This is a genomic window from Pseudomonas nunensis, from assembly GCF_024296925.1.
GTDB lineage: Bacteria > Pseudomonadota > Gammaproteobacteria > Pseudomonadales > Pseudomonadaceae > Aquipseudomonas > Aquipseudomonas nunensis.
This window is the reverse complement of record NZ_CP101125.1, coordinates 3,836,740-3,859,392: the sequence shown is the minus strand read 5'-3', so window position 1 is coordinate 3,859,392 and position 22,653 is coordinate 3,836,740. Positions and strand designations below refer to the sequence as shown.

26 protein-coding genes and 1 tRNA gene are annotated in these 22,653 nt (G+C 55.6%); 19 read left to right on the top strand and 8 right to left on the bottom strand.

Annotated features, from left to right (window positions below; genetic code table 11):
* Positions 1–10: 10 nt before the first annotated feature.
* The 7 genes from NK667_RS16620 to NK667_RS16590 all read left to right on the top strand — a co-directional run bounded on the left by NK667_RS16620 (position 11) and on the right by NK667_RS16590 (position 8,154).
* Positions 11–802 (top strand): ABC transporter ATP-binding protein, encoded by a 792-nt coding sequence (locus NK667_RS16620; RefSeq protein WP_054615494.1) that lies wholly within the window; start codon positions 11–13, stop codon positions 800–802.
* Positions 799–1,584, top strand: coding sequence for an IucA/IucC family C-terminal-domain containing protein (locus NK667_RS16615; protein WP_054615493.1), 786 nt, complete (start codon positions 799–801; stop codon positions 1,582–1,584). The genes NK667_RS16620 and NK667_RS16615 overlap by 4 nt, the downstream gene beginning before the upstream one ends.
* Positions 1,575–2,207 carry an RraA family protein gene (locus tag NK667_RS16610; RefSeq protein ID WP_054615492.1) on the top strand — a complete coding sequence of 211 codons (633 nt, stop codon included), beginning with the start codon at positions 1,575–1,577 and terminating at the stop codon, positions 2,205–2,207. Before NK667_RS16615 ends, NK667_RS16610 begins: the two co-directional genes overlap by 10 nt.
* 372 nt (positions 2,208–2,579) lie before the next feature.
* Entirely contained in the window at positions 2,580–5,411 is a 2,832-nt protein-coding gene (locus NK667_RS16605; protein WP_054615491.1) for a xanthine dehydrogenase family protein molybdopterin-binding subunit, read from the top strand.
* Positions 5,404–5,943 carry a (2Fe-2S)-binding protein gene (locus NK667_RS16600; protein WP_054052983.1) on the top strand — a complete coding sequence of 180 codons (540 nt, stop codon included), beginning with the start codon at positions 5,404–5,406 and terminating at the stop codon, positions 5,941–5,943. The genes NK667_RS16605 and NK667_RS16600 overlap by 8 nt, the downstream gene beginning before the upstream one ends.
* Positions 5,944–5,945: 2 nt before the next feature.
* Positions 5,946–7,181: a c-type cytochrome gene (locus NK667_RS16595; RefSeq protein ID WP_054615490.1), complete on the top strand. Its 1,236-nt coding sequence runs from the start codon at positions 5,946–5,948 to the stop codon at positions 7,179–7,181.
* Position 7,182: 1 nt separating this feature from the next.
* Entirely contained in the window at positions 7,183–8,154 is a 972-nt protein-coding gene (locus NK667_RS16590; protein ID WP_054615489.1) for an XdhC family protein, read from the top strand.
* A gap of 126 nt (positions 8,155–8,280) precedes the next feature.
* On the opposite strand, the gene NK667_RS16585 is transcribed toward NK667_RS16590, so the two are convergent.
* Positions 8,281–9,183: a LysR family transcriptional regulator gene (locus NK667_RS16585; RefSeq protein WP_054615488.1), complete on the bottom strand. Its 903-nt coding sequence runs from the start codon at positions 9,181–9,183 to the stop codon at positions 8,281–8,283.
* Positions 9,184–9,298: 115 nt separating this feature from the next.
* Here NK667_RS16585 and NK667_RS16580 point away from each other — a divergent pair, with 115 nt between their 5' ends.
* Positions 9,299–10,147, top strand: a complete 849-nt coding sequence (locus tag NK667_RS16580) for an oxidoreductase (protein ID WP_054615487.1) — start codon at positions 9,299–9,301, stop codon at positions 10,145–10,147.
* Between the two features lie 265 nt (positions 10,148–10,412).
* On the opposite strand, the gene NK667_RS16575 is transcribed toward NK667_RS16580, so the two are convergent.
* Positions 10,413–11,696, bottom strand: coding sequence for an NAD(P)/FAD-dependent oxidoreductase (locus NK667_RS16575; RefSeq protein ID WP_054615486.1), 1,284 nt, complete (start codon positions 11,694–11,696; stop codon positions 10,413–10,415).
* Between the two features lie 183 nt (positions 11,697–11,879).
* On the opposite strand from NK667_RS16575, the gene NK667_RS16570 reads away from it, so the two are divergent.
* A tRNA-Val gene (locus tag NK667_RS16570) sits at positions 11,880–11,956 on the top strand.
* Positions 11,957–12,237: 281 nt separating this feature from the next.
* On the opposite strand, the gene NK667_RS16565 is transcribed toward NK667_RS16570, so the two are convergent.
* The gene (locus tag NK667_RS16565; RefSeq protein ID WP_054615485.1) at positions 12,238–12,807 is read right to left on the bottom strand and encodes a hypothetical protein; all 570 of its coding nucleotides are present in this window, start codon (positions 12,805–12,807) and stop codon (positions 12,238–12,240) included.
* Between the two features lie 19 nt (positions 12,808–12,826).
* Positions 12,827–13,651, bottom strand: coding sequence for a hypothetical protein (locus tag NK667_RS16560; protein WP_054615484.1), 825 nt, complete (start codon positions 13,649–13,651; stop codon positions 12,827–12,829).
* Positions 13,652–13,942: 291 nt separating this feature from the next.
* Between NK667_RS16560 and NK667_RS16555 the strand changes: the two genes are divergently transcribed.
* Together NK667_RS16555 and NK667_RS16550 are read left to right on the top strand one after the other, a co-directional pair.
* A complete protein-coding gene (locus NK667_RS16555; RefSeq protein WP_054615483.1) occupies positions 13,943–14,203 on the top strand; it encodes a hypothetical protein in 261 nt (86 codons plus the stop codon).
* A gap of 440 nt (positions 14,204–14,643) precedes the next feature.
* Positions 14,644–15,015 carry a DUF6124 family protein gene (locus NK667_RS16550; protein ID WP_054615482.1) on the top strand — a complete coding sequence of 124 codons (372 nt, stop codon included), beginning with the start codon at positions 14,644–14,646 and terminating at the stop codon, positions 15,013–15,015.
* Between the two features lie 92 nt (positions 15,016–15,107).
* Here the strand turns inward: NK667_RS16550 and NK667_RS16545 are convergent, their stop codons facing one another.
* Positions 15,108–15,326: a hypothetical protein gene (locus NK667_RS16545; protein WP_054053006.1), complete on the bottom strand. Its 219-nt coding sequence runs from the start codon at positions 15,324–15,326 to the stop codon at positions 15,108–15,110.
* A gap of 210 nt (positions 15,327–15,536) precedes the next feature.
* Between NK667_RS16545 and NK667_RS32660 the strand changes: the two genes are divergently transcribed.
* The 8 genes from NK667_RS32660 (at position 15,537) to NK667_RS16515 (ending at position 18,707) form a co-directional block, all read left to right on the top strand.
* Complete coding sequence (locus NK667_RS32660; protein WP_054615481.1) at positions 15,537–15,707, top strand: HNH endonuclease signature motif containing protein; 171 nt, start codon at positions 15,537–15,539, stop codon at positions 15,705–15,707.
* A gap of 8 nt (positions 15,708–15,715) precedes the next feature.
* Positions 15,716–15,973, top strand: a complete 258-nt coding sequence (locus tag NK667_RS16540; RefSeq protein WP_054615480.1) for a bacteriocin immunity protein — start codon at positions 15,716–15,718, stop codon at positions 15,971–15,973.
* An 81-nt stretch (positions 15,974–16,054) separates the two neighbouring features.
* Positions 16,055–16,336: a bacteriocin immunity protein gene (locus NK667_RS16535; protein WP_054615479.1), complete on the top strand. Its 282-nt coding sequence runs from the start codon at positions 16,055–16,057 to the stop codon at positions 16,334–16,336.
* Positions 16,337–16,424: 88 nt separating this feature from the next.
* The gene (locus NK667_RS16530; RefSeq protein ID WP_063869681.1) at positions 16,425–16,892 is read left to right on the top strand and encodes a hypothetical protein; all 468 of its coding nucleotides are present in this window, start codon (positions 16,425–16,427) and stop codon (positions 16,890–16,892) included.
* 20 nt (positions 16,893–16,912) lie between these two features.
* Positions 16,913–17,311, top strand: coding sequence for a hypothetical protein (locus tag NK667_RS16525; protein WP_054615478.1), 399 nt, complete (start codon positions 16,913–16,915; stop codon positions 17,309–17,311).
* A gap of 142 nt (positions 17,312–17,453) precedes the next feature.
* Positions 17,454–17,690, top strand: a complete 237-nt coding sequence (locus NK667_RS16520; protein ID WP_152980987.1) for a YceK/YidQ family lipoprotein — start codon at positions 17,454–17,456, stop codon at positions 17,688–17,690.
* Positions 17,691–17,732: 42 nt separating this feature from the next.
* Positions 17,733–17,945, top strand: a complete 213-nt coding sequence (locus NK667_RS32655; protein WP_054615477.1) for a YceK/YidQ family lipoprotein — start codon at positions 17,733–17,735, stop codon at positions 17,943–17,945.
* Positions 17,946–18,335: 390 nt separating this feature from the next.
* Positions 18,336–18,707 (top strand): DUF6124 family protein, encoded by a 372-nt coding sequence (locus NK667_RS16515; RefSeq protein WP_054053004.1) that lies wholly within the window; start codon positions 18,336–18,338, stop codon positions 18,705–18,707.
* Between the two features lie 92 nt (positions 18,708–18,799).
* Here NK667_RS16515 and NK667_RS16510 read toward each other — a convergent pair whose 3' ends face one another.
* The 3 genes from NK667_RS16510 to NK667_RS16495 all read right to left on the bottom strand — a co-directional run bounded on the left by NK667_RS16510 (position 18,800) and on the right by NK667_RS16495 (position 22,640).
* Positions 18,800–19,018, bottom strand: coding sequence for a hypothetical protein (locus NK667_RS16510; RefSeq protein WP_054053006.1), 219 nt, complete (start codon positions 19,016–19,018; stop codon positions 18,800–18,802).
* A 475-nt stretch (positions 19,019–19,493) separates the two neighbouring features.
* Positions 19,494–20,594: an acyltransferase family protein gene (locus NK667_RS16500; RefSeq protein ID WP_161807668.1), complete on the bottom strand. Its 1,101-nt coding sequence runs from the start codon at positions 20,592–20,594 to the stop codon at positions 19,494–19,496.
* A gap of 336 nt (positions 20,595–20,930) precedes the next feature.
* The gene (locus NK667_RS16495; protein WP_054615476.1) at positions 20,931–22,640 is read right to left on the bottom strand and encodes an acyltransferase family protein; all 1,710 of its coding nucleotides are present in this window, start codon (positions 22,638–22,640) and stop codon (positions 20,931–20,933) included.
* Positions 22,641–22,653 lie beyond the last annotated feature (13 nt).

The window sequence follows — 22,653 nt, the reverse complement described above, 5'->3', positions numbered from 1 at the left end:
AATTCAACGTATGACGTCGATTGCAAGTCGCGGCCTGACCCTGAGTTATCAGCGCCAGGTGATTATTGACGCGCTGGACATGCAACTGCCCCAAGGCAAGATTTCGGTATTGATCGGCAGCAACGGCTGCGGCAAAAGCACCTTGCTCAAATCCTTCGCGCGCCTGCTGAAACCGCAGCAGGGCTCGGTGATACTTAACGGCGTGGACATCCAGCAAAAATCCACCGCCGCCGTGGCTCGGGAGTTGGCGATATTGCCGCAAACCCCGAGCGCGCCGGAGGGCATCACCGTGCGGCAATTGGTGGCGCTGGGGCGCTATCCGTATCAGAGCTGGATGCAACAGTGGTCGGCGGAAGACGAAGCCATGGTCAACCGCGCGCTGGCGCAAACCAGCCTGCTGGCCCTGGCGGATCGGCCGGTGGACGCGTTGTCCGGCGGGCAGCGCCAGCGCGCATGGATCGCCATGACCCTGGCCCAGGACACCGGCATCGTGCTGCTCGACGAACCGACCACGTTTCTCGACCTGGCGCACCAGATCGAAGTGCTGGACCTGCTGCGCGATCTTAATCGGCTCGAAAACAAAACCATCATCATGGTCCTGCACGACCTCAACCTCGCTTGCCGCTACGCCGACCACATGGTCGCGGTGCACAACCAGACCGCGTTCGCCCAGGGCCGGCCCGATGAAGTGCTGACCGAGGCGCTGGTCAAAACCGTGTTCGACCTCAACTGCCGGATCATTCCCGATCCGTTCTTCGGCACGCCGCTGTGCATTCCGTTTGGCCGGGAATTGCCGCAATGAATCTGGCTGGCCATTTCACTGAGTCGGAGTGGGCGGTGTTGTCCGGCGGGTTGCGGCTCAAGGACAGCGCTGAACGTGATTCGCTGCGTTCGTTGATGGCTCGCGACTTGTTGCAAGAGGACGTGTGCGTGCAACTGCTGGACGCTTTGGGCCCGGTGATCGGCTCGCCAACCCGGGCGATTACCGCCTCCTTGCTCGGCAAGCGTTTATCGTTTCTGGCGACCGGCGCGTGTTTGTATGCGATGTCGGTGTACGACAAAGGCTTGCTGATGTCGCTGGACAACACGGTAGTCGAGTATGGCCACGATGACGGGTTGTGGACGTCGTCGATGCCGATTAGCCATTCCGTTCCGCTGACGTATGAAGCGGGCGAACGCGAGGCCTGGCGCGAAGCCATCGTGCAGGCATTGTTCGCTGAGGTGCTGAAACCACTGTGGCAAACCTTCAATAGCATCACCGGCGTTTCCCGGCGCATCCTTTGGGAAAACACTGCGGTGCGCGTGTACTCGCTGTATGAAAAACGCATGGCGAAAATCGAAGATCCTTCGGTGCGCGAGCGCTGTGAAGTGGATTTCACCTGGCTGATGACCCAAGCCGAACCCGCGCTGTTCGGACTCGATTACAACCCGCTGAGCCATTTCCGCCGACCGCCGACGCTGGTGGACGACGGGCAGCGGAGCATTCGTTTTCGCCGCACCTGTTGCTTCTACTACCTGGCCACCGAGCCTGCTGAATATTGCTCGACTTGCCCATTGCTGCGTCCGGGGAAAAAATGCCGATGAGTTACCTGATCAATCCCCGCCAGCAAAACCTCAGCCCGGAGTTGATCGCCCAGTACCGGACGATCCCGTCGTCCACCATCGGCCATTTCTCCGACCACGGCTTCCTGCGCGGGATCAAGCCGCTGTTCAACGACATTCGCATGGTCGGCAACGTGGTCACGGTCAAAGTCTTCCCGCCGGATGGCAGTGTTTTGCGTGAGGCGCTGTTGCTGAGTCAACCGGGGGATGTGCTGGTGATCGAATGCGTGGGTGATGATGAATGCGGCTGTTGGGGTGAGTTGCGGACCTTGGCCGGACTGATCAAAGGGTTGGCTGGGGTGGTGGTGTCGGGCGCGGTCACCGATGTCAGTGCGCTACGCCAACATGGCTTGCCGGTGTTTTGTCGCAACGTCAGCGCGTACACCACGCGTGGCATTGGCGCCCAGGGTGAGGTCAATCAGCCGATCCGGATTGGCGAGGTGACAGTGCATCCGGGGGATCTGGTCATTGGTGACGATGACGGTGTTTACATCCTCGATGCCGGGCGAGCTGCCGAGCTGCTGCCCGACCTGTTGGCTAAAGAAGAAACCGACCAACGCCGCCGCGCGGAATTCCTCCAGAAACTCGAAGCCCGACGAAGCTAGAGCTGCCCGGCTCACGTAAAACCTGTAGGAGCGAGGCTTGCCCGCGAAGGCGTCTTCGAGGGCACCACCTGTAGGAGCAAGGCTTGCCCGCGATAGCGATCTCAAGGAAGCCTTCGCGGGCAAGCCTCGCTCCCACAGGACCCGCATTCCAGCGATGTATTGCAGCGCAACGCAGCAATATTTTGATTCGTTGGTCAGTTTTTTTGTAACCGGTTGTTTGCCGCAAGCGCAGAAACCTATAAAGTTAACCTTTCGGTCAGCTTTGCACTGTCAAATACAGCCTTTTGCTTCGTCCAAAAGCGCTTCTGCAAGACTCGAGATCCCCAGAACATAACCAGAAGGGCGGACCCATAACCGTCCAGAGGATGATCCATGTCCAACCGTGATATCTCCCGGCGCTCGTTCCTTCAGGGCGGGCTGGTGGCGGGTGTGAGCGTGACGCTCACGCCGCTCAGCTCCCAGGCGCTGGCTGCCTTGATGGAAAACAGCGTGACCGTGCCGTCCGAGCAATGGCTCGGCAACAACGGCAAGGCACGCTCGCGTAACGATGCCTTGTCCAAGGTGTGTGGCAGCAAAGTCTTTGCCCGCGACATCCGCGCCAAGGACATGCCGGGCTGGCCGCAGCAGCAGGGCCACGCCATGTTGCTGAAAACCACCAAGGCCGACCGCATTTACGCAGGTGTAGACCTGGCGTGGCTCGGCGCTGACTTGCAGCCCGACCGCATCGTCACCGCCGCTGACCTCGACAAGGACGGCATTGTCTTCCCGGAAGAGCACGCGCCCGATCCGCTGCTGCCCGAAGGCAAGGTGCCGATGTTTATCGGTCATCCGGTGGCGATCCTGATCTGGAACGACTTCGAGCGCTTCCGTCAGGCCAAGGCCAAACTCAAATTCAATGACAAAGCGATTCGTTACGGTGCTCAGGTGCCGTTCTACGAAGGCGATCCGTATGGCAGCTTCCGCTACGTGCGGGTCGGCGGTGCGACCTCGGCGGACGAAGATGAATTCGCCAGCCTCAAGGATTCGATCCTGTTCCCGATGCTGAAAAACCGTCGCCCGGTGTGGAATTCCCAACCAGACTTGCACGGCAACCTGACCGAGCGCGGCTTGTTCTACGCCGACCGCATGAAGCAGCAAATCGACAGCCCTCCAGACAACTGGCTGGTGTTCGACGAGCGCTACAAAACCCCGTCGATCGAACCCGCCGCGATGGAGCCGGACAACGGCAACGGCTGGTACGACCCGGCGACCAAAACCCTACACTTTGTCGTCGCTACCCAGTGCCCGCTGGAAGCCGCCACCGAGACCGCGAAGATGATCGCGCCGTCGCGTTTCGGCCTGGCCAATCTTAATATGCACCCCGGTTACACCGTCGGTTACGGCTCGAAAGACCACAACATCTTCGTCTACTACGCTGCCCTCGCTGCGTTGTACGGCGCCGGTGTGCCGGTGCGTCTGGCCAACGACCGTTACGAGCAATTCCAGAGCGGCATCAAGCGTCACCCGTTCGACATCCGCTACCAATTGGCCGTGGACAAAAACGATCACAGCTTCAAGATTTTCCGCGCCGAAATGAGCGTCGACGGTGGCGGACGGATCAACTACAGCCCTTCAGTAGCGGCGGTTGGCGCCACGGCGGCGCAGTCGATCTACTACATGCCGCAGAACGATTTGCAGGTCACGGCTTACCATTCCCGCGCTGTTGAAGCCGGCTCTATGCGCGGTTACGGCACCCTGCAAAGCATGGCGTCCACCGAGATGATGGTCGATGAAATCGCCGGTCGCCTCGGCATCGATGCCATCGATTTGCGCAAGAAAAACGCCATGCTCTCGGGCATGAAAAACACCCAGGGCGCGGTCCCGGCCGGTGCCTTGCGTCTGCACGAAATTCTCGACAAGGCCTCTGCCCACGAAGTCTGGAAAAGCCGCGACCTGATCAAGTTGCAACGCGAAGCCGCTGACCCGGATCACTGGTACGGCGTCGGTTTTGCCATCTGCCAGAAAGACTTTGGCACCGGTTCCGAAGCGCCGATGGCCAGCATCGAATTCACCGCCGAAGGCCACGTGACCCTGCGCCATATCGGCATCGAAATCGGCACCGGCATGTCCACCTCCCAAGCCCTGGTGGTGGCGGATTTCATCGGCATCCCGGCCACCGAAGTGAAGACCGGCGAAACCGAATGGAAAGAGTTGCAGCTGATCACCGGCGGCAACCCGTACATCATGAGCCAGGCCGAACAGGACGGTTTCCTGCGCAACCCGCGCTGGGTCGGTAAAATCGCCTCGGCTTCGTCAGCGACCAACTCTGCGTATTACTTCAGCCACGCCACCCGCGAAGCGTCCCGCGTGCTGTTCAACCACGGCTTGTGGCCGGCGGCGTTGCAGATCTGGGGCCAGGGCCCTTACGGCGGTCAGGCCAACCCGTATGTGGTGCGTCGCGAAGATGCGCATTGGGTCGACGGCAAACTCACCGCCAACGGCATGCAGCCGCTGAGCTTTGAACAACTGGCGAAACACGCCCACGAAAAAGGCCTGGTGACCGGCGCGACCGTGCACGGTTTCAACCGCTGGAGCTGGGCCGAGGCCGAGTTCAGCATCGACGGTGTACGTGAGCGTCTGCCGTTGGATGGCTTGGCGGTGAAGTACGGCGACGGTGCCCCGAACGCGAAGAAAGCGCAGATGACCAGCGCGGGTTTCCACTTGCTGGACCGCCAGAACGTGCACTACCCGGACACTCAGTTGAACAACGCGGCGGTGACTTACTACAGCCCGGTCGCGACGCTGGTGGAATTGAAAGTGAACAAGGGCTCCGCCGAAGTGCAAGTGCTCAACCATCACTCGTGGGTCGAGTGCGGTCGGGTGCTGGTGGAAGAACTGGTCAAGGGCCAGCTCGAAGGCGGGATCGCCATGGGCATCGGCCATGCGCTGCTCGAAGAGATGCCGCTGTACGAAGGCGGGCCGGGGGAGGGTGACTGGAACTTCAACCGTTACCGCTTGCCGATGGCTCGGCACGTTGCCGTCTGGAACCAGACCGCCGAGATCCTGCCGCCACTGTCGCCGAGCGATCCGTCCAAGGGCATTGCCGAAGTGGTGATGATCCCGGTGGTCGGCGCCATCGGCAACGCCGTGGCCCACGCCATCGGCAAACGGGTCCGCGACCTGCCTATCACTTCCGCACGCATCAAGGAGGCCCTCAATGGCTAACCGTCCGCTTCAACTGACCCTCAACGGTCAATCCGTCGGCCCGGTGGACATCCCTGATGACCTGCCGATGATCGACTACCTGCACGAATACAAAAACCTCACCGGCTCGCGCCTGGGCTGCGGCCAGGGCATCTGCCACGCCTGCGTGGTGATCGTCGATAACCCCGACGGCACCAGCGAGGAAGTGCGCACCTGCATTACTGGCGCGCACTACTTCGAAGGCAAGAAAGTGCGGACCATCGAAGGCCACGCGACCCGCGATGAGCAGGGCAAGGTCACCGAACTGAACCCGATTCAGCAGCGCTTTGTCGATGAATTCGCCTTCCAGTGCAGCTACTGCGCGCCGGGTTTCGTCAATGCCGCGACGGTGCTGGTGGAAAAACTCCAGCGTCAGCCGATCATGAAAAGCCAGTTGGAAAAAGTCATTGAAGACAGCCTCGGCCATCACATCTGCCGCTGCACCGGCTATGTGCGCTACTACAGCGCGACGCGCAATGTGCTGACCGATCTCGGCCTGGTCAAGGAGGGTTAAGCATGAAGCAACTACTTTCCCGCCTCGCGTTGGCGGTCGGCCTGGCTGCGCCGGTGTTATTGGCCCACGCGGATGATCAGGTGAAACGCGGCGAATACCTCGCTCGCGCAGCTGACTGCATGGCGTGCCACACCGCACCGGGCGGCGCGCCGTATGCGGGGGGTCTGCCGATCGTCTCGCCGTTCGGTACGATCTACGGCACCAATATCACCCCGAGCAAAGAGCACGGCATCGGTCGATATACCGATGACGAATTCTTCGCCGCGCTCACCGAAGGCAAGCGCCGGGATGGCGCGAACCTGTACCCGGCGATGCCCTACACCTCGTATCACCTGATGCCGCGCGAAGATTCGGACGCGATTCACGCCTACCTGAAAACCGTCGAGCCGATCGAGCGCGCAGCACCGGTCACCAGCCTGAGCTTTCCGTTCAACGTGCGCCTGGGTTTGATGGGCTGGAACATGCTCTACGGCAAGGACGTGAAACTCGCGCCCACCGAAGGCAAAAGTGAAGCCTTCAAGCGCGGCGAATACATGGTCGAAGTGCTCGGTCACTGCGGTGAATGCCACACCCCGCGCGGTTTGCCCGGTGCGATGCAGATGGACAAACGCCTGACTGGCGGTTTGCTCAACGGCTACCTGGCGCCAAGCCTGTTGGCCACTGATCTGGCCGCTCGCGGCTGGAATCATCAGGACTTGAGCACGTTCCTCAAGCACGGCATGAGCGCCCAGGGCACGATGTTCAACGAGATGTTCCCGGTGTTCCACAACAGCACCCAAGGCCTCAGCGACCCGGACCTGGCGGCGATGGCGACTTACCTGCTGGGCGATCCAGCGCCTGCGGCCAAAGTGGTGACCGAAGTGCCGCTGGACAAGATGAGCCCAAGCGCCCAGCGCGGTCGTCAGGATTACCTGAACGTGTGCGCCGGTTGCCACGCGCCGAACGGCGAAGGCAAGCCGCACATCGCGGTGGCCATGCGCGGGAACACCACGTTGCGCCTGGAAGATCCGCGCAACCTGCTGCGAGTGATCGAGGACGGCATCGGCGAACAGAAATTCGCCGGGTTCGAACGCATGCAACCGATGCCGGGCTTCGCCGAAAAACTCAATCATGAGCAACTGACCGATCTGCTGAATTACCTGCGTCAGGGTTGGGGCGGCCAGTCGAGTGAGCTGGCGGTCAGCGATGTGCAGAAGCTGCAAGCGGACGCACCACCGGCCGAGCACAAGGCGCACTGACATGCAGCATCTCGATCTGCAAGTGGTGCGCCGGGCGCTGGAATGGTCGGTGGCCGGGCAGCGTGTGTGGTTGTGCACGGTGCTCGCCACCTACGGCTCGGCGCCCCGCGCGCCGGGCTCGCTGCTGGCGGTGAACGCGCAAGGGCATTGGATTGGTTCGCTGTCCGGTGGCTGCGTTGAGGAGGATTTCCTTGAGCGCGTCGCCGAAGGTTTGTTCGAGCAAGCCGTCAGCGTCGTGCGTTACGGCGAAGGCGATGACCCGCGTTCGCGGGTGAGCCTGCCCTGTGGCGGCGTACTCGATGTGCTGGTGGAGAAGCTTGATTCGGATTGCGAGGTTCAGGCGCATTTGCGGGAACTGGAATCGGCGTTGCTCGGGCAGCGTCGGTTGATCCGCGAGGTCGATCTGGCCAGCGGTGCGCGCAGTGTGTTCGCGGACAGCGAGCAGGGTGTGCGCATCGAACGCGAGATCGACCGGGTGCGCGTGCGGATCGGCGCGGCTCAACGCTTATTGCTGGCGGGGTATTCCAGCGTGGCCCAGGCGTGTGCGGAATTTGCCGTGGGTCTGGGTTTCGAGGTGATCCTTTGTGATCCTCGTGATGAAGTGCTGGAAGGCGTGGTGCTGCACGGCGTCGAGATTCGGCGTCAGTTGCCATCGGTGTTTATCGCTGATGGTGGCTGTCATAGCGACACGGCGGTGGTGGCATTGACTCACGACCCGCGGATAGATGATTTGGCGATGATGGAAGCGGTGCGCACCGATGCGTTTTATATCGGTGTAATGGGCTCGATGCAGACGTCGCAGAAGCGCTTTGAGCGGTTGCGTAGGATTGGTGGGTTGGGGGATTCGGAACTGGCGCGGATTCATGCGCCGATTGGCCTGAACCTGGGCAGCAAGACACCAGCGGAAATCGCGTTGGCCGTCCTGGCCGATATCCTGCGAATCCGCAGCGGCATTCCCCGTCATCGGCTCTAACCCCATTTCCCTCTGTGGGAGCGGGCTTGCTCGCGAAAGCGGTGTGTCATTCAGCATCGATGTTGACTGACACGGCCTCTTCGCGAGCAAGCCCGCTCCCACAGGGGGATTTGTGGTTGTCGGTGGTTAATTGTTCGCAGCATCACCCTTCAAAAAATCAATAAACGCCCGCAGCTTCTTTGGCGTGTTATTGCGCTCAAAGTAATACAGGTAAAGCGTGCCGGCCGGTATCCAGTCGTCCAGCACAGATACCAACTCCCCGCTGGCCAAGTAGTCCATCACAATCGGTGCATGGAACAAGTACGCAAAACCAAACCCGTCCAGAGCCGCCCGTAGCAACAACTCACTGTCGTTGGTCGCCAGGCGTCCCTTGACCGCAATCCGGGTGTGCTTGCCGTTCTTCTCGAAATCCCAGCGGGGCAGGGAGCCTGTCGTGGCGCTGCGATAATTCACGCATTCGTGCTGCAACAAATCCTGCGGCTGCTGTGGAATCGTCCGACCTGCCAGGTACTCGGGCGAGGCCACCACCACGAAGCGCATGTCCGTCAGAATCGGCACCACCACCATGTCTTCTTCCAACACGTCGTCATAACGAATGCCGGCGTCGTAGCCCTTGGTGACGATGTCGATCAGGCTGTTGTCCACTGCGACTTCCAGATTGATCCCCGGATGCGCCAACAGAAAGCGCTGTAACAGCGGTTGCAGGATCAGCCGACTGGCACTGGTGGGCACGCTCAAACGCAGCGTCCCCGCCACCTCATCACCTGCTGCCGATGCGCTGCGCAACGCCAGCCCCAAGTCCTCCATCAACGGCGCGATCTTGCTGATCAACTGTTCGCCTGCTTCCGTGATGTTCACGCTACGGGTGGTCCGGTTCAGCAAGCGCAGCCCCAGCTGTTTCTCCAGTTCGCGCACGGCATGGCTGACCGTGGACACCGACAACCCGGTGGCATCGGCGGCGTTGGTGAAGCTTTTAGCGTGGGCCACCTGCATAAAAAGCCGCAGCTGCTGAAAATCCGGATCTTTCATTGTGTGGTTTTTCCGAAAAGGTCTTGCAGATTATGGCTCTTTTTCGCAAAGCCAGGCGTGTCCATACTCAGGACATCGCTCGCACCTGCGGGCAGTTACCTGGAGGAAGATCCGCATGACTGCATCGACTACAAAACCGGTCTGGTTCATCACCGGCTGCTCAACAGGTTTCGGCCGCCAACTGGCCTTGCACACGCTCAGCCTCGGCTACCCGACCGTGGTTACCGCGCGGAATCCGGCGCAGGTCGAAGACATCGTCAAAGGTCACGAAGATATCGCGTTGGTCCTGAAATTGGACGTCACCGATCCGGCACAGATCGATGCTGCTGTGGAGGCCGCTCAAGCGCGTTTCGGTCGTATCGATGTGCTGGTGAATAACGCAGGGATTGGCTACTTCGGTTCGTTCGAAGAAAGCGATCTGGAGCAAGTGCGCAACATGATGGAAATCAACGTCTGGGGCCTCGTACAGATGACCCGCGCCGTGTTGCCCGGCATGCGCCAGCAGCGTAGCGGCTCGGTGGTGAACATCTCGTCCGTCGGCGGCATCGTCGCGTTCCCGGCAGTCAGTTTCTACCACGCCACCAAGTTTGCCGTAGAAGGTATTTCCGAGTCCCTGTCCCAGGAAGTCGGGCCGCTGGGCATCAAGGTATTGATCGTCGAACCCAGCGGATTCCGCACCGATTGGGCAGGGCGCTCGGCTAACGAGGCGAACCGGACCATCAGCGATTACGATGAAACGGCGGGCAAACGCATGGACATGATCCGTGGCTACAACGGCAAACAACCGGGCGATCCGGTGCGAGCGGCGGTGGCGATCGTCGATGCGGTCGAGGCCGACAATCCACCGTTGCGCCTGCTATTGGGCAAAGCCGCGCTGGCCGGTGGACGAGGCAAAATCGAAGCCCTGCGCAAGGACTTCGAAGGCTGGGCGAGCGTCAGCGAAGGTGCAGACTTCCCCGACTAATAGCCAAAACACAAAACCTGTGGGAGCGAGCCTGCTCGCGAAGAGGCCGTGTCAGCCAACATCAATATCACCTGACACCCAACCCTGTAGGAGCAAAGCTTGCTCGCGAAAGCGGTGTATCAGGCAACATGAATGTCACCTGACACCGCAACCCTCTGTAGGAGCGTAGCTTGCTCGCGAAGAGGCCGTATCAGTCAGCATCATTGTTGCCTGACATATCGCCTTCGCGAGCAAGCTCAGCTCCTACAGGGTGTTGCGGTATTGCTCAGTACCCAAACTTATCCCGCAACCCGTAATACCAAGCCCCCAGCGCCGCAAACGGCGTGCGCAACAACTGCCCACCTGGAAACGGGTAATGCGGCAAATCCGCGAACGCATCAAACCGCTCTGCCTGACCGCGCAACGCTTCAGCCAGCACCTTGCCCGCCAAATGCGTATACGTCACCCCATGCCCGCTGCAACCCTGGGAATAATAAATGTTATCCCCCAGCCGCCCGACCTGCGGAAGACGCGACAACGTCAGCAGGAAATTTCCGGTCCAGGCGTAATCAATCTTCACGTCCTTCAACTGCGGAAACGCCTTGAGCATCTTCGGCCGAATAATCGCCTCGATATTCGCCGGATCCCGCGCGCCATACACCACGCCACCGCCGAAGACCAAGCGCTTATCCCCGGTCAAACGGTAGTAATCAAGCAGGTAATTGCAGTCCTCGACACAGTAATCCTGCGGCAACAAAGCCTTGGCCAACGCATCGCGCAGCGGTTCAGTAGTAATCACCTGCGTCCCGCACGGCATCGACTTCGCCGCCAGCTCCGGCACCAGATTGCCGAGGTAAGCGTTGCCCGCAACGATAATGAACTTGGCCCGAACCTTACCCTGTGGCGTATGCACCACCGGATTCGCCCCGCGCTCGATGCGCACCGCCGGCGACTGCTCATAAATAGTGCCGCCCAACGACTCCACGGCCGCCGCTTCACCCAGCGCCAGGTTCAACGGATGAATATGCCCGCCACTCATGTCGAGCATGCCGCCGATATACTGATCGCACGCCACCACTTCACGAATGCGCTTCTGATCCAGCAACTCAAGCTGCGTATGCCCGAAGCGCTCCCAAAGCCGCTTCTGCGATTCCAGATGCCCCATCTGCTTGGCTGTGATGGCCGCGAACACACCGCCGTCCTTCAAGTCGCACTGGATATTATATTTGGCGACCCGCTCACGAATGATCCGCCCACCCTCAAACGCCATCTGCCCCAGCAACTGCGCCTGCTTGGGCCCGACACTGCGCTCGATCACATCAATGTCACGGCTATAACTGTTAACGATCTGGCCACCGTTACGTCCCGACGCCCCAAACCCAACCTTGGCCGCCTCAAGCACCGTTACCTTAAAACCGTTCTCCAGCAAAAACAGGGCAGAGGACAGACCGGTGTAACCGGCGCCGATCACACAGACATCAGTCTCTACGTCATCCTGCAAAACCGGACGCGGCGGGACCGCATTCGCCGATGCAGCGTAATAGGACTCTGGGTAGGGGGTGTTCGCCATCCTGCAGCCTCTGTTTAATATATTTTACGAGTCCGCCGATCCTACCCGAGTTAAAAAACCACCGCCAGCCACCGGAAAATCTTCGTCGCAGCACCGAAATTAAATATTTTGCATATTCATAGGGTTAGCTCGAAAAAAGGTGTTGACACCCCTCCGGAATTCCGTAGAATGCCGCCTCACAGCAGGCGCGTAGCTCAGTTGGTTAGAGCACCACCTTGACATGGTGGGGGTCGTTGGTTCGAGTCCAATCGCGCCTACCAAACAAAATCCGCTCTGCTGGGCGGTCTAGAAGGGCTCACCGAAAGGTGGGCCCTTTTTTGTTGTCTTGGATTTCTTCAGGGCGTTCAGAAAATGTCGGGTTCGTTCGCGCAGGGCAATGTGAGCGTTGGTTGCACGCTGGTATTGTTGCGGTCAGGGTAGAGCGGGTGTCAGGCAATGTTCGTTGAGAGTGATGCCGAGACTGACAATTTCATTGTGCATTTCGACTGTGCCTTCCAGCACCTCCTGCACCCATTAACTCGTGAATTGATCCTCTCTATACTCAAACGAGGCGACCTCTGCTCCTCCTCCAAGAAACTTGCCTGTGCCGTCCTCGTACCTTTGCGAAGGTGTGTGTGATGAGTTGACGGTGCTTGATAGTGTTACTGAATGCCGCTAAGTAGCGATACCAAGGAAGCTGGGGAACTCGCTCTAATTCCGTTTTCAGCTTGCATGCCTGTAGAGCATCACGCACTTTGGCGATTTCGCATCGCTCAATAGATAGTGGTTGAGGAAGTGCTAGGACGTTAACTAGTTGGGCAAGAATATCGAAGGTATTACGGGTGATATTGATTGCTGCAATCAGATTCGCTTCGCTGGCGAGCTTAGCTTCCTCGTACTCCTCAAGCTCCTCATCTGTCCCAGCCATCATTGCCGCAGCAAACATTTTAATTCCATCCGGGTCGTGCTCGGCGTGATAGGCATCAAACGCTTTGCGAGCCAGGCTTTTGTGATACTGGTAAATGTAGAGGGAGTGGCTCACCGAATCGACGGTGCTTAGCAGCCAATTTTTTTCGGGTTTGGTTGTTCGAATATGTTGCTTCAGTTCTGCTAGTTTCCATGCCCTTCGCATGCTTGCTCCTTTTTGCCGTTCATTTTATTGGGTAACTAACGATAGACATCTGGGCAGCCAATGCGACCATCTGATCCCCTTGTAACTCGACAGCTGGGAAGCCGGAGAATCGAACATTTCGACCCGAAAGATCCAAAAACAGCGACTTGTCGGTTAGCTCCAGCTTCACCGCGCCTGCCGGATAAATGCCTTTGTCTTTTTCGGTGACAAGGAACGCCAATGGAAAGAAGGAAAGTAGGCTCATGCAGCACATGTTTTGCCCGTTTTTCACGCTGAAGAGCTTGATGCTTTGATGATGCTTGTGTGGAAAAAACCAGTAGAAGATGTCGTGTGTATCGCTCAACGCGTGATCATCACCTAGTACAAACTTCTTCAATGGATCGAAGTATGGTGTGGATTGGCCGGGCTTAACGCATTCCGTTACTGACGTGGCAGATAGGATGTGACCAACCATCGCTCGTGCGTACTTCAGGGCATTAACTGGGGAATGGACACTCGAAACGGGGCTGTCCGCATGGGTGAAGAAGTGGTTGATTTTGAGGGTGAAAGTCTTGCACACCTCTGCGATTTTTCCGTCATTCTGACCCAATGCCGTCATGTTGCAGTTTCGGCAGATTGTACGGAATTTGCTGCCATTCGGAGACCGTACGCCTTTCACTTTTGGGAGTTGAAGATCGAACGCTTCGGTAAGGTGAACCTGTTCGACCGCAGTTACCGTGATGCTTCCTTGTGGGGGGACATGATCCTGAGAGAGGATTCCGTAAGCGCCACAGATCAGGCAATGACCACTTATGATTTTGGTGTGTTTGTTCCGTTCGGATAGTGCTTTTGCGTAGTCACCCATGACGCTGTTCCTCAATTCCTTGTCTTGTTTGTAGCAAGGCTTCGATTTTCTATCTGTTAATAGGTGGCGTTTTTTCCGGTCGCCAGAAAAGTTAAACAGACCTATCGGTACTTGATCGGCTGGTTGTGAAACCAGCAGGGGGGAAAGATGACAGATCTTTTTTTTTCATAATGGATTGAAAGTACCTTACGGTGCTGATGTTATGCAGATGTCTGGATGGTAAGCGCGAAAGCGTGGCTACATTGGGCCAAAGTACTCAGTAGTATCGACGCAATCATAAGGAGGTTCTCCATGAAGACGTTATCTACATTGGCGCTGCTGGCATCTGTAGTGAGTAGTGCAATAGCTTCAGCTGCCACTTTTGATGGTTACGAGTGTACGGAAGATTGTTCGGGGCATCAGGCTGGGTATGACTGGGCGGAGCAGAATGACATTGACGATGAGGATTCCTGCGATACCCCATCTCAGTCATTCAATGAAGGCTGTCAGTCATTCGTTGAGGGAGGTAGCGGGATTGCTTCATCGGACGATGATGACGACGAAGAAGATTGACCCAATAGCGGTAGCTCCATTTGGCAAGCCTTGGCGATATCCCCTCACAACTGCCGGATATTTTCTCGATTTTTGGGGCGCATAAACACATTTTTGAATTCGTGTTTAAAAACACTCCGTGTAACGTCCCAAAGGCTACAAATCCTTGCGCCTTTACCTACTCGTACGCCAGAATCCGCCGGCTTGTTCGCCTGGCGGCTGGGCTCTATCGTTTACCTGCCACTGCTCATCAGTGGTCGGGTTTAGTAGCTCGGCAGTCATCTTCGGTTGTACAAGCGTCATCCAGTCAGGTATTCGCCTGCATTTGATGGTGGTTGTGTACAGGGCGCCCCCGGGCGCGCCGGGTTTTAGGTGACTTTGCCGGTCTACTAACCTGTGCACAGCCGCCACCCTCTCGTATTAGTAGCGAGTCGGTTGCAGCTCTACTGGAGAAAGTCCCTATGTTCAAAGTAACGCCCAATCCCCCGCACGCCAATCCAGTACCCTACGACGCCTCTCTTGATCTTGACCCCAAGAAACTAAAAGAAGCAGCCGACCGCGCACTCAACTTCTACCTGAGCCCCGGGGCGACGAAAACGCAGATACCGCCCCACTGCCCCAGCAATGACACCTTCATCATCAACCCAGCGGCGAATGACGAAACATTGCTCGTCCAGGCCTGCGAATCGTTGGGGTCTGCCACTGAGATAGCGAGTGAGATCGCCAGCACAATGGACGGCGCACAGCGCAGGAGGATGCTGGTGTTGCAGCAGGTAATAAGGTTGGGTGAGTTAGCGGTGAATCGGGTATTGGATAACCACAAGCCTGGGTAGTCGCCAGGCACTGTAACGAGGGGATTGCCCCCTCGTTACACTTGTTGCATGAAGCACTATCGGACCTGTGCGGTAGGTCCAGCCAACAAGTGTCAGCCTTGTTTGGCGTTCAACTTTTTCAGTTCTTCATAAGTCGCCGACTGCACAAACCAGAAGCCGGAGATGATGCACCAGGTCAGGGTGCCGGTAATGAAAACGCCTGCGCCGGACCAGAAGCCCTGAACGAAGATCATGACCACTGCCGCAATCCAGATAACGGCCAGCGCGACATACAGAACTACGTTGTTTACGCCAATTACGAACTCTTTCACGTCTATTCCCTTTTGAATGATTGTCCTCTGATCCCTTACACAAGGGCCAGTGGGCGGCATGATAGGAGATAGCTAAAAAAGGCGACGGATCTATTTTTCATAGGCCCACCCATAAATAAATCCGGCTTCTATCGCTACTCCAGGACGGGGTAGGCGGACGGTGCCCCTCCACTTTTTTTGTTGTGCGGACATCAGCACTGGACTGACCGTATGCGGGAAGGCAAAGCACCGAAGGCACGTTACAGAGACCGAGCGGGAAAGCGTGGATCATTCGAGGTGCACCATGCAGACGAAGTCGCCAAGGGTGGGAAAGTTTACGATGTCGATAACCTGTACGTCGTGACCCCCAAGCACCACATCGACATTCATAGAAACGGATAACACTGGTAATGAAAAACGATATCACCGACTACACCGAAGGCGAATTCATCAGCTTCATGCACAAACTGCTGGCTGAAAACAAAGCAGCAACTGATGAGGTGTTAGATGTCCTGCTAGACCAATTCTGCGAAATGACTGGTCACCCAGAAGGCTCCGACCTCATTTACTACCCAGAGGACGGGTCAAGCGGATCAGCAGAAGACGTTACGCGTGTAGTGAGGGAATGGCGTGCTGCTCAAGGCTTGCCGGGATTCAAGGAGAATTGATTTCCAGCTCATGGGAGAAGGTGTGACGACAGGGCACAACGAAGGAGTGGGATCGGGTGACGCACAAGGAGGCTCACCATCATGAATCCACAAGGAAGACAGGCAGAAACAATCAAAAACACATTCAGCGACTGCACAGAAAGCGAATTTGTAGCCCTGCTACAGCGCATCATTAGCCACGATGGCACGGAGCCGGAAGTGGACCAACTGGTGTTTCACTTTGAAGAGATGAGCGAGCACCCTGCCGGGTCTGATCTGATTTTCTACCCGGAAGACGGAGCCGATGATTCAGCATCAGGCATTACCCAAACTGTGAAGGAATGGCGTGCTGCTCAAGGCATGTTGGGATTCAAGGAGGATTGATACCCAGCTCCTGGGAGAAGGTGTGACGTGATGGCACGGTGCTAACCGAGACTGTAAGCTCAGCCGATCTAACACAAGGACTTAACCAATGAAGGCATGGGCGATTGTGACTGTAGCGTTGTTAATGTCTGGGTGTGCAAATCACCCATTGGACTGTGCTACAGGGCTGATCGCGTGGGACGATTGCCTACCTGGTACCAAGGGTTATGTCATCCGGCAGGAAAGTTTGAAGAACCTTGCAGCAGCCGAAGGCCAAAAGGCGAATAGCGACGATGCTGAATGCCAGTCATTCGGAGCCCAGCCCGGCACCGATACCTATGTGAACTGCCGTATTCAATTGAAGAAGATCGCCAGCGACCAACAAACCGAAAGCGCCGCTCAGAAACAACGTGCGGCCCAAGCGTTCATCATGAACATGCAACAGCAGCAGAACCTACAAAACCAGCAAACCCAACAAACGCTGCAAAACCTGCAACAGCAGAAGCCCGCTATCCAGCCTCAGATAAACTGTACCTCTACCAAGTTCGGCCAGACAGTGAACACCAGCTGTCACTGAGCCAAGGAAGGAATACATCGATGAGCAGCGGGATTACGATGGTTGGAATGTTGGCAGCTCTAGGCTGTGTGCAGGCAATCGCCGCAACGGACTATCGATGCACTGTCGAAAGGGCGGACTCAGCAACTGAAAACTCAGTAGGCCACTTGTTCATCGGCAAACAGTTCACAGTAGAAAGGCGAACTGGATTGATGGCGGGAGCACTGAAAAACTCCTACGTCACCGCGCCTCAGGTCATTGACCCCGGATCGACAGAAAACAGCTTCAAAGTGGTAACAACCATGCAGCTAGATCAGGGACTTGGCGTTGGGTCAGCGGTCTATGCACTGGTTATCAACGAATACCAAGATGGCCTTAGAAAGAACTTTGTCTTTCTGGAAGGTGACGATGTGTATTTTGGCTGGTGCGAACACTTCTGAGGGCAATGCCTTAAGCTGATCCCGCGCTCCAAGGTATCTAGCGCGTAAGGGCATCGCAGTCGCTGACGAACTCGGCATTGGTGACTAACTTCTTGCGATGCCGTCTCTGCAGTTCTGCGTATAAAAGTAATAAGGACGTTACGTGCTTTGGAAAGTGATTTTGCTGGTTATGTTCACCTGTTTGGGTGGTTGCATGGCGGTCGCGATGCGAATGGACTACAACCACCCTTGCCCTTACACGGGGCTTCGTTTTGATTGGTGGTTAGTTGGCACCTCCCACGGAAAACTCATCCCGTTCCTGCTGATCGACGCGCCGTTTTCTTTTGTGGTCGATACCGTGTTTTTCCCTTTCGAATATCAGTACACCTGCAATATTTGAGGCGCTTATGCCTCACGCATGGAAAAGTAATAGGGAAATTACGTGCTACGGAAGCTTGTTTTGATAGCGGCTATTTTGCAGTTGAGCAGTTGTGCCTGGCTTGGTGCAGTGACGAACCTCTACCACTCATACGACTGCTATAGCGGGTTGGACGTTGAGTACCAGCTCGCGCAGTTTATTGGTCCGTTTGCGCTGATCGACCTGCCATTCACCTTTGTGGCGGACACGGCGTCGTTACCTTTTTGCTGGCTCTGATCGACGGATTACGGGTTTTTTGGGCGGGTGTTTAACTGCCTAGGGCTGAATGTTTAAAGACACTCAGTGTTACGTCCTAAAGGCTACAAACCCTTGCGCCGTTGCCTACGCGTACGCCAGAATCCTCCGGCTTGTGCCTCTTGCGCCCGGCCTCTATCGTTTACCTGCCACTGCCCATCAGTGGTCGGGTTTAGTCGCCCGAGGTTGTTAGTGAGGTGCATAAGCGCCATTCAGTCAGGTCATTCTATTCCTGCACTTGATGGTGGTTGTGCGCAGGGCGCCCTAGGGCGCGCCGGGTTTGCTAACTCCCTCGGTCGACTAACCTGCGTACAGCCGCCACCCTACTTTTAGTCGAGAACGGTTGCGGCCCCAGTTTGGAGTAAGCAATTTATGTTCAAAGTAACGCCCAATCCCCCGAACACCAATCCAGTACCCTACGACGCTTCCCTTGATCTTGACCCCAAGAAACTAAAAGAAGCAGCCGACCGCGCACTCAACTTCTACCTCAACCCCGGGGCGACGAAAACGCAGATACCGCCCCACAGCCCCAGCAACGACACCTTCATCATCAACCCAGCGGCGAATGACGAAACATTGCTCGTCCAGGCCTGCGAATCGTTGGGGTCTGCCACTGAGATAGCGAATGAAATCGCCAGCACAATGGACGGCCCACAGCGCGGGAAGATGCTGGTGTTGCAGCAGGTGATCAGGTTGGGTGAGTTAGCGGTCAATCGGGTATTGGATAACCACAAGCCTGGGTAGTCGCCAGGCACTGTAACGAGGGGATTGCCCCCTCGTTACACTTGTTGCATGAAGCAATATCGGACCTGTGCGGTAGGTCCAGCCAACAAGTGTCAGCCTTGTTTGGCGTTCAACTTTTTCAGTTCTTCATAAGTCGCCGACTGCACAAACCAGAAGCCGGAGATGATGCACCAGGTCAGAGTGCCGGTAATGAAAACGCCGGCGCCCGACCAGAAGCCCTGAACGAAGATCATGACCACTGCGGCGATCCAGATAACGGCCAGCGCGACATACAGAACTACGTTGTTTACGCCAATTACGAACTCTTTCACGTCTATTCCCTTTTGAATGATTGTCCTCTGACCCCTTACGCAAGGGCCAGTGGGCGGCATGATAGGGAGATAGATGGCTGCTGGCCAGTAATGTTGCGGTTTGTCACTCAAATCGCTCCGTGAGTCCAATCATCCCAACACCCGGCCCGGGAAGAACAACTCAAAACACAAGCAATCTGCCATCCGCTCGATTTCGTCGGCCGCGTCGATTCGGTCCAGGAATAGCATGTCGTCGAGCTTGCGAGCGATGCTTCGAGTTCTTCAGTGTTGGGAAGGGGCGATGAGCTGTTGGTAGGCTTCAACGCCGCGGTTTTGCGGGAGGGCGACTCGGGTTTCGCCAAGCAAGTTGTTGGTCGGGGTGTGCAGATCGTGGGCTATATCGGCGGAAACTTGGCCGTACACACACAATCAGTAGTTGGCAGGCACGCCGGTGCCGCGCCGCGCATGCCACAAACAGGCAGGCGGCGTTCGAAAATTAGCTTTGAATGAGGTCGTTGGATTTCTTGTCCGTGGACTTCAATAGCTTGTTTTGGAAGGGAATCTCGATGAACCTGTATGAAAGATCAGACATTACTGCAATTAAAAAAACAGCGATTGCCAGTGATATTGAGAAATTCAAATAGGTTGGCTCGTTAAAATTTAATCGAATAGAGATCTCTCTGGTAAACAGGATGAGTGGCAGGTGGCATAAGTATATTGAATATGAGCGCTCTCCTATCCAGGTTAATAATTTGCTTGGAAGTAAAGCCGCCAACGCTCGTCCGCTAAGCGAAGAAAATAAGCATATCCCCGCTCCTAGAGAAATGGTGGGAATCAAATAAGGTTGGGGGATATGAAGCGGTGCCAGAAAGCAAATCAGCAGGCCGACCAATAGCATCGATATGCTGATTGGAGCGCTTACTGACACTCCAGAATTTTTAGTGGCTATGTAAATTATTGCTCCAATTGCAAAAGCCTGTGGTCGTAGCACCCAGGGGAATGAAAAGCTGGGAGCTGGTAATATAGAGAATACTAACGCCGTTATAGCAAGGATAAGGATGCCACGCTTGAATCCGAGTAGGGCGATTAATATCGTTGACAGGGCGTACAGTTGCCACTCGAGAGATAATGACCAAGTTACCGCATTGTAATCTGCGCTGCCACATTGCAGAGAAAACTGGACGCAGGAGGCCCAGTATATATTTGAAAATCCAAGTAGCCCCGTTATGGCGCTTTTTGCGATGAGTAGCGAGTCGCTATTGGGATAGCTGGTTGTAAACAAAGAGATAAATACGGATATTGATACCCAGGCCAAAACTGCGGGAAATAGTCTCGATACCCGTCTTCTCCAAAAGGAAGAGATGGCTTCATATTTAGTTGGTGATATCTCAATGTCTCTGTAAAAAGTCTTGCAGATGAGATATCCAGATATTGCGAAAAATATATCAACGCCCGTCCAGAAAAGAGCATATTTAAATAGTTCGCTGTAGCTCTGCGGAGTTGGCAGTCGGCCATTGATGTGCTGAATTATCACAGCGATAATTGCTATTGCGCGTAATATTTGTATATCAATATTTTTTTCTTTGAGTGGCTTCACTGACTGCATCTCTAGAAAGGTTGGCGGTTGCGCAAGCCAAATTCGAGTATGGCGGTAATATATAGAAGTGTTGTCGATAATTCCAACGATCTATAGAAAACCTGCTGCGGCCGCGAGCACGGATTCCCTTGGTTGGAACCTGTCCGCCATGTCGCAGCAGTTGCCGAAAAAAGCGGAATTATAGGGGCGTCATTTTCGGACGATAACATCGGTGCACAGAGGCCTGTACACATGGCTGAAGGCTGGATCCGGGGCAAAACTCATTTGGCTCTCGCCTAGACGTCAGGCCACGGGGCTCTGGGCACCAATGTTCAAACGATACTGGACCGTTGGTCTTTAACTGTTGCCGTCGATCTGTTTAGGTCCAACAACGGCGGCGTCAGATGAAAGTGGTTCGACGATCACCTCAGACTGCGGTTGGGCCTTAGGCTGAGCAAAAATTATCGCTCTCGTACGACCCCAATCGTAGTTAGGTGACTCCACGGAGAAGAGCACTTGTGGGTCGTTAAATACGGCGATACCGATGGAGGACGTGGAGAAATACTGGTTTGGCGAAAGCTCTATCGAGGCTTCCGCTTGAAGGCGATCGGCTGTAGTGAATTGACTGTTCAAGACAATAGCCCCTACGTTGAACAGGATCTTTCCATCTTTGTCGTTGAGATGGATGGCTACGGTAGAGTTGAGCTCGCCAGCTTCGATGGCCTTGAACTGTATTTTTGCGTACAAAGACTTATCTCTTCGCACAAGGATCTCAAAGCGTGTAATGGAAACTCCGTTGCTATACTTCGCCACGTCCAGGTTTGCTGGTGTAGAGAATATCGCAACTGGAGGGTAGGCGTAGTCCAGGACTTTTGGCGTGGCGTAGAATCCGAAACCAATGACGGACGCAGCCAGTGCGGCTTGAAAGGTCCTGTAGACAAAGGCTTTTCTCTTCTTTGCCATTACCGGCGAGTCAGCCAACACATTGATTAAGATTTTTCTGAACGGGCCTTCTACGGTGCTTGAAAGAATCCATGCTCCCGAGATCGATATTGCCCAGATCAAGCAGTAAGAGGTCCAGTCGTAGGACAGTGGATTGGTGTATTGCTTGAAATATACAACTACGGCGTAGTGGACCAGGTACAGCGCAAAGCTTAACTCGCCGAGAAATACCAGCGGCCTCGTTTTGAGGATGCTCGAGATGTGGCCCTTGCCGAACGAAAAAATGCCAATCAGTACGGCGAACGCCGGGAATGAGCCTGCAGTGCTCACGTAGTAGGAAACGCTTTGGCCAAATAAGTTACCTATGGCATGACTTTTGGTCGCCATCATGGTTACGTAGGTCAACAATAGAGCAGAGACTTCCACTACGGTCCATTGTGATTTGCTCAGTGCGTTATCTGATATTTTAAAACTTTGCGTCAGGTGGAACAGGCCTATTCCAACCGTGAACTCGAGCAGTCGTGTTGGCGGAAAGAAGTACATTAATCCGCTTGCACTGATGCCGTAGGGATTTTTGTTCGGGAATAAATTACTGATCAGCAATATTGCGGAAATAATAATTAGTTCAACTGCCAGTATTTGCTTCCATCTGCTTGTGAAGCGTTTGGCAATGAGAGGAAATAATAGATAGAAGAAAATTTCAGTTGATATGCTCCAGGAAACCCCGTTGATCGAAGTGGCCCAGATTTCTATTGGAACCCAGGATTGCACCATGAATACAGTTGCAATCGTTCGGTAAATACCATGTTCCCAAAGCAGGGGTGCCGGGTTCAGTTTGTAGATCAGAAAAATCCATATAAATATGGTTGCTATATGCAGGGGCCATACCCTGGCCACCCGCGCAACATAGAACTTGCGAACACTTCCCGGTTTGGATAAGTCGGGATAAGCGTAGGCTAAAATATAACCACTTAGTACAAAGAAGAATGACACTGCTTGTGAAGCAGGTATGACTTTTGAGATATCACCGATGCCAAGAATAGCGCCTGTGTGGAAAGCTACGATGAGCGCAGCAGCAAAAAACCTGAGGGAGGTCAGGGCGTCCAGTTTTTTTTTGTTATCCATTCTTTCTGGCTCG

Bases quoted from the DNA above. Each gene is read 5' to 3' on its own strand.
- NK667_RS16620 (WP_054615494.1), top strand. From the start codon at position 11: ATGACGTCGATTGCAAGTCGCGGCCTGACCCTGAGTTATCAGCGCCAG.
- NK667_RS16615 (WP_054615493.1), top strand. From the start codon at position 799: ATGAATCTGGCTGGCCATTTCACTGAGTCGGAGTGGGCGGTGTTGTCC.
- NK667_RS16610 (WP_054615492.1), top strand. From the start codon at position 1,575: ATGCCGATGAGTTACCTGATCAATCCCCGCCAGCAAAACCTCAGCCCG.
- NK667_RS16605 (WP_054615491.1), top strand. From the start codon at position 2,580: ATGTCCAACCGTGATATCTCCCGGCGCTCGTTCCTTCAGGGCGGGCTG.
- NK667_RS16600 (WP_054052983.1), top strand. From the start codon at position 5,404: ATGGCTAACCGTCCGCTTCAACTGACCCTCAACGGTCAATCCGTCGGC.
- NK667_RS16595 (WP_054615490.1), top strand. From the start codon at position 5,946: ATGAAGCAACTACTTTCCCGCCTCGCGTTGGCGGTCGGCCTGGCTGCG.
- NK667_RS16590 (WP_054615489.1), top strand. From the start codon at position 7,183: ATGCAGCATCTCGATCTGCAAGTGGTGCGCCGGGCGCTGGAATGGTCG.
- NK667_RS16585 (WP_054615488.1), bottom strand. From the start codon at position 9,183: ATGAAAGATCCGGATTTTCAGCAGCTGCGGCTTTTTATGCAGGTGGCC.
- NK667_RS16580 (WP_054615487.1), top strand. From the start codon at position 9,299: ATGACTGCATCGACTACAAAACCGGTCTGGTTCATCACCGGCTGCTCA.
- NK667_RS16575 (WP_054615486.1), bottom strand. From the start codon at position 11,696: ATGGCGAACACCCCCTACCCAGAGTCCTATTACGCTGCATCGGCGAAT.
- NK667_RS16565 (WP_054615485.1), bottom strand. From the start codon at position 12,807: ATGCGAAGGGCATGGAAACTAGCAGAACTGAAGCAACATATTCGAACA.
- NK667_RS16560 (WP_054615484.1), bottom strand. From the start codon at position 13,651: ATGGGTGACTACGCAAAAGCACTATCCGAACGGAACAAACACACCAAA.
- NK667_RS16555 (WP_054615483.1), top strand. From the start codon at position 13,943: ATGAAGACGTTATCTACATTGGCGCTGCTGGCATCTGTAGTGAGTAGT.
- NK667_RS16550 (WP_054615482.1), top strand. From the start codon at position 14,644: ATGTTCAAAGTAACGCCCAATCCCCCGCACGCCAATCCAGTACCCTAC.
- NK667_RS32660 (WP_054615481.1), top strand. From the start codon at position 15,537: ATGCGGGAAGGCAAAGCACCGAAGGCACGTTACAGAGACCGAGCGGGA.
- NK667_RS16540 (WP_054615480.1), top strand. From the start codon at position 15,716: ATGAAAAACGATATCACCGACTACACCGAAGGCGAATTCATCAGCTTC.
- NK667_RS16535 (WP_054615479.1), top strand. From the start codon at position 16,055: ATGAATCCACAAGGAAGACAGGCAGAAACAATCAAAAACACATTCAGC.
- NK667_RS16530 (WP_063869681.1), top strand. From the start codon at position 16,425: ATGAAGGCATGGGCGATTGTGACTGTAGCGTTGTTAATGTCTGGGTGT.
- NK667_RS16525 (WP_054615478.1), top strand. From the start codon at position 16,913: ATGAGCAGCGGGATTACGATGGTTGGAATGTTGGCAGCTCTAGGCTGT.
- NK667_RS16515 (WP_054053004.1), top strand. From the start codon at position 18,336: ATGTTCAAAGTAACGCCCAATCCCCCGAACACCAATCCAGTACCCTAC.
- NK667_RS16495 (WP_054615476.1), bottom strand. From the start codon at position 22,640: ATGGATAACAAAAAAAAACTGGACGCCCTGACCTCCCTCAGGTTTTTT.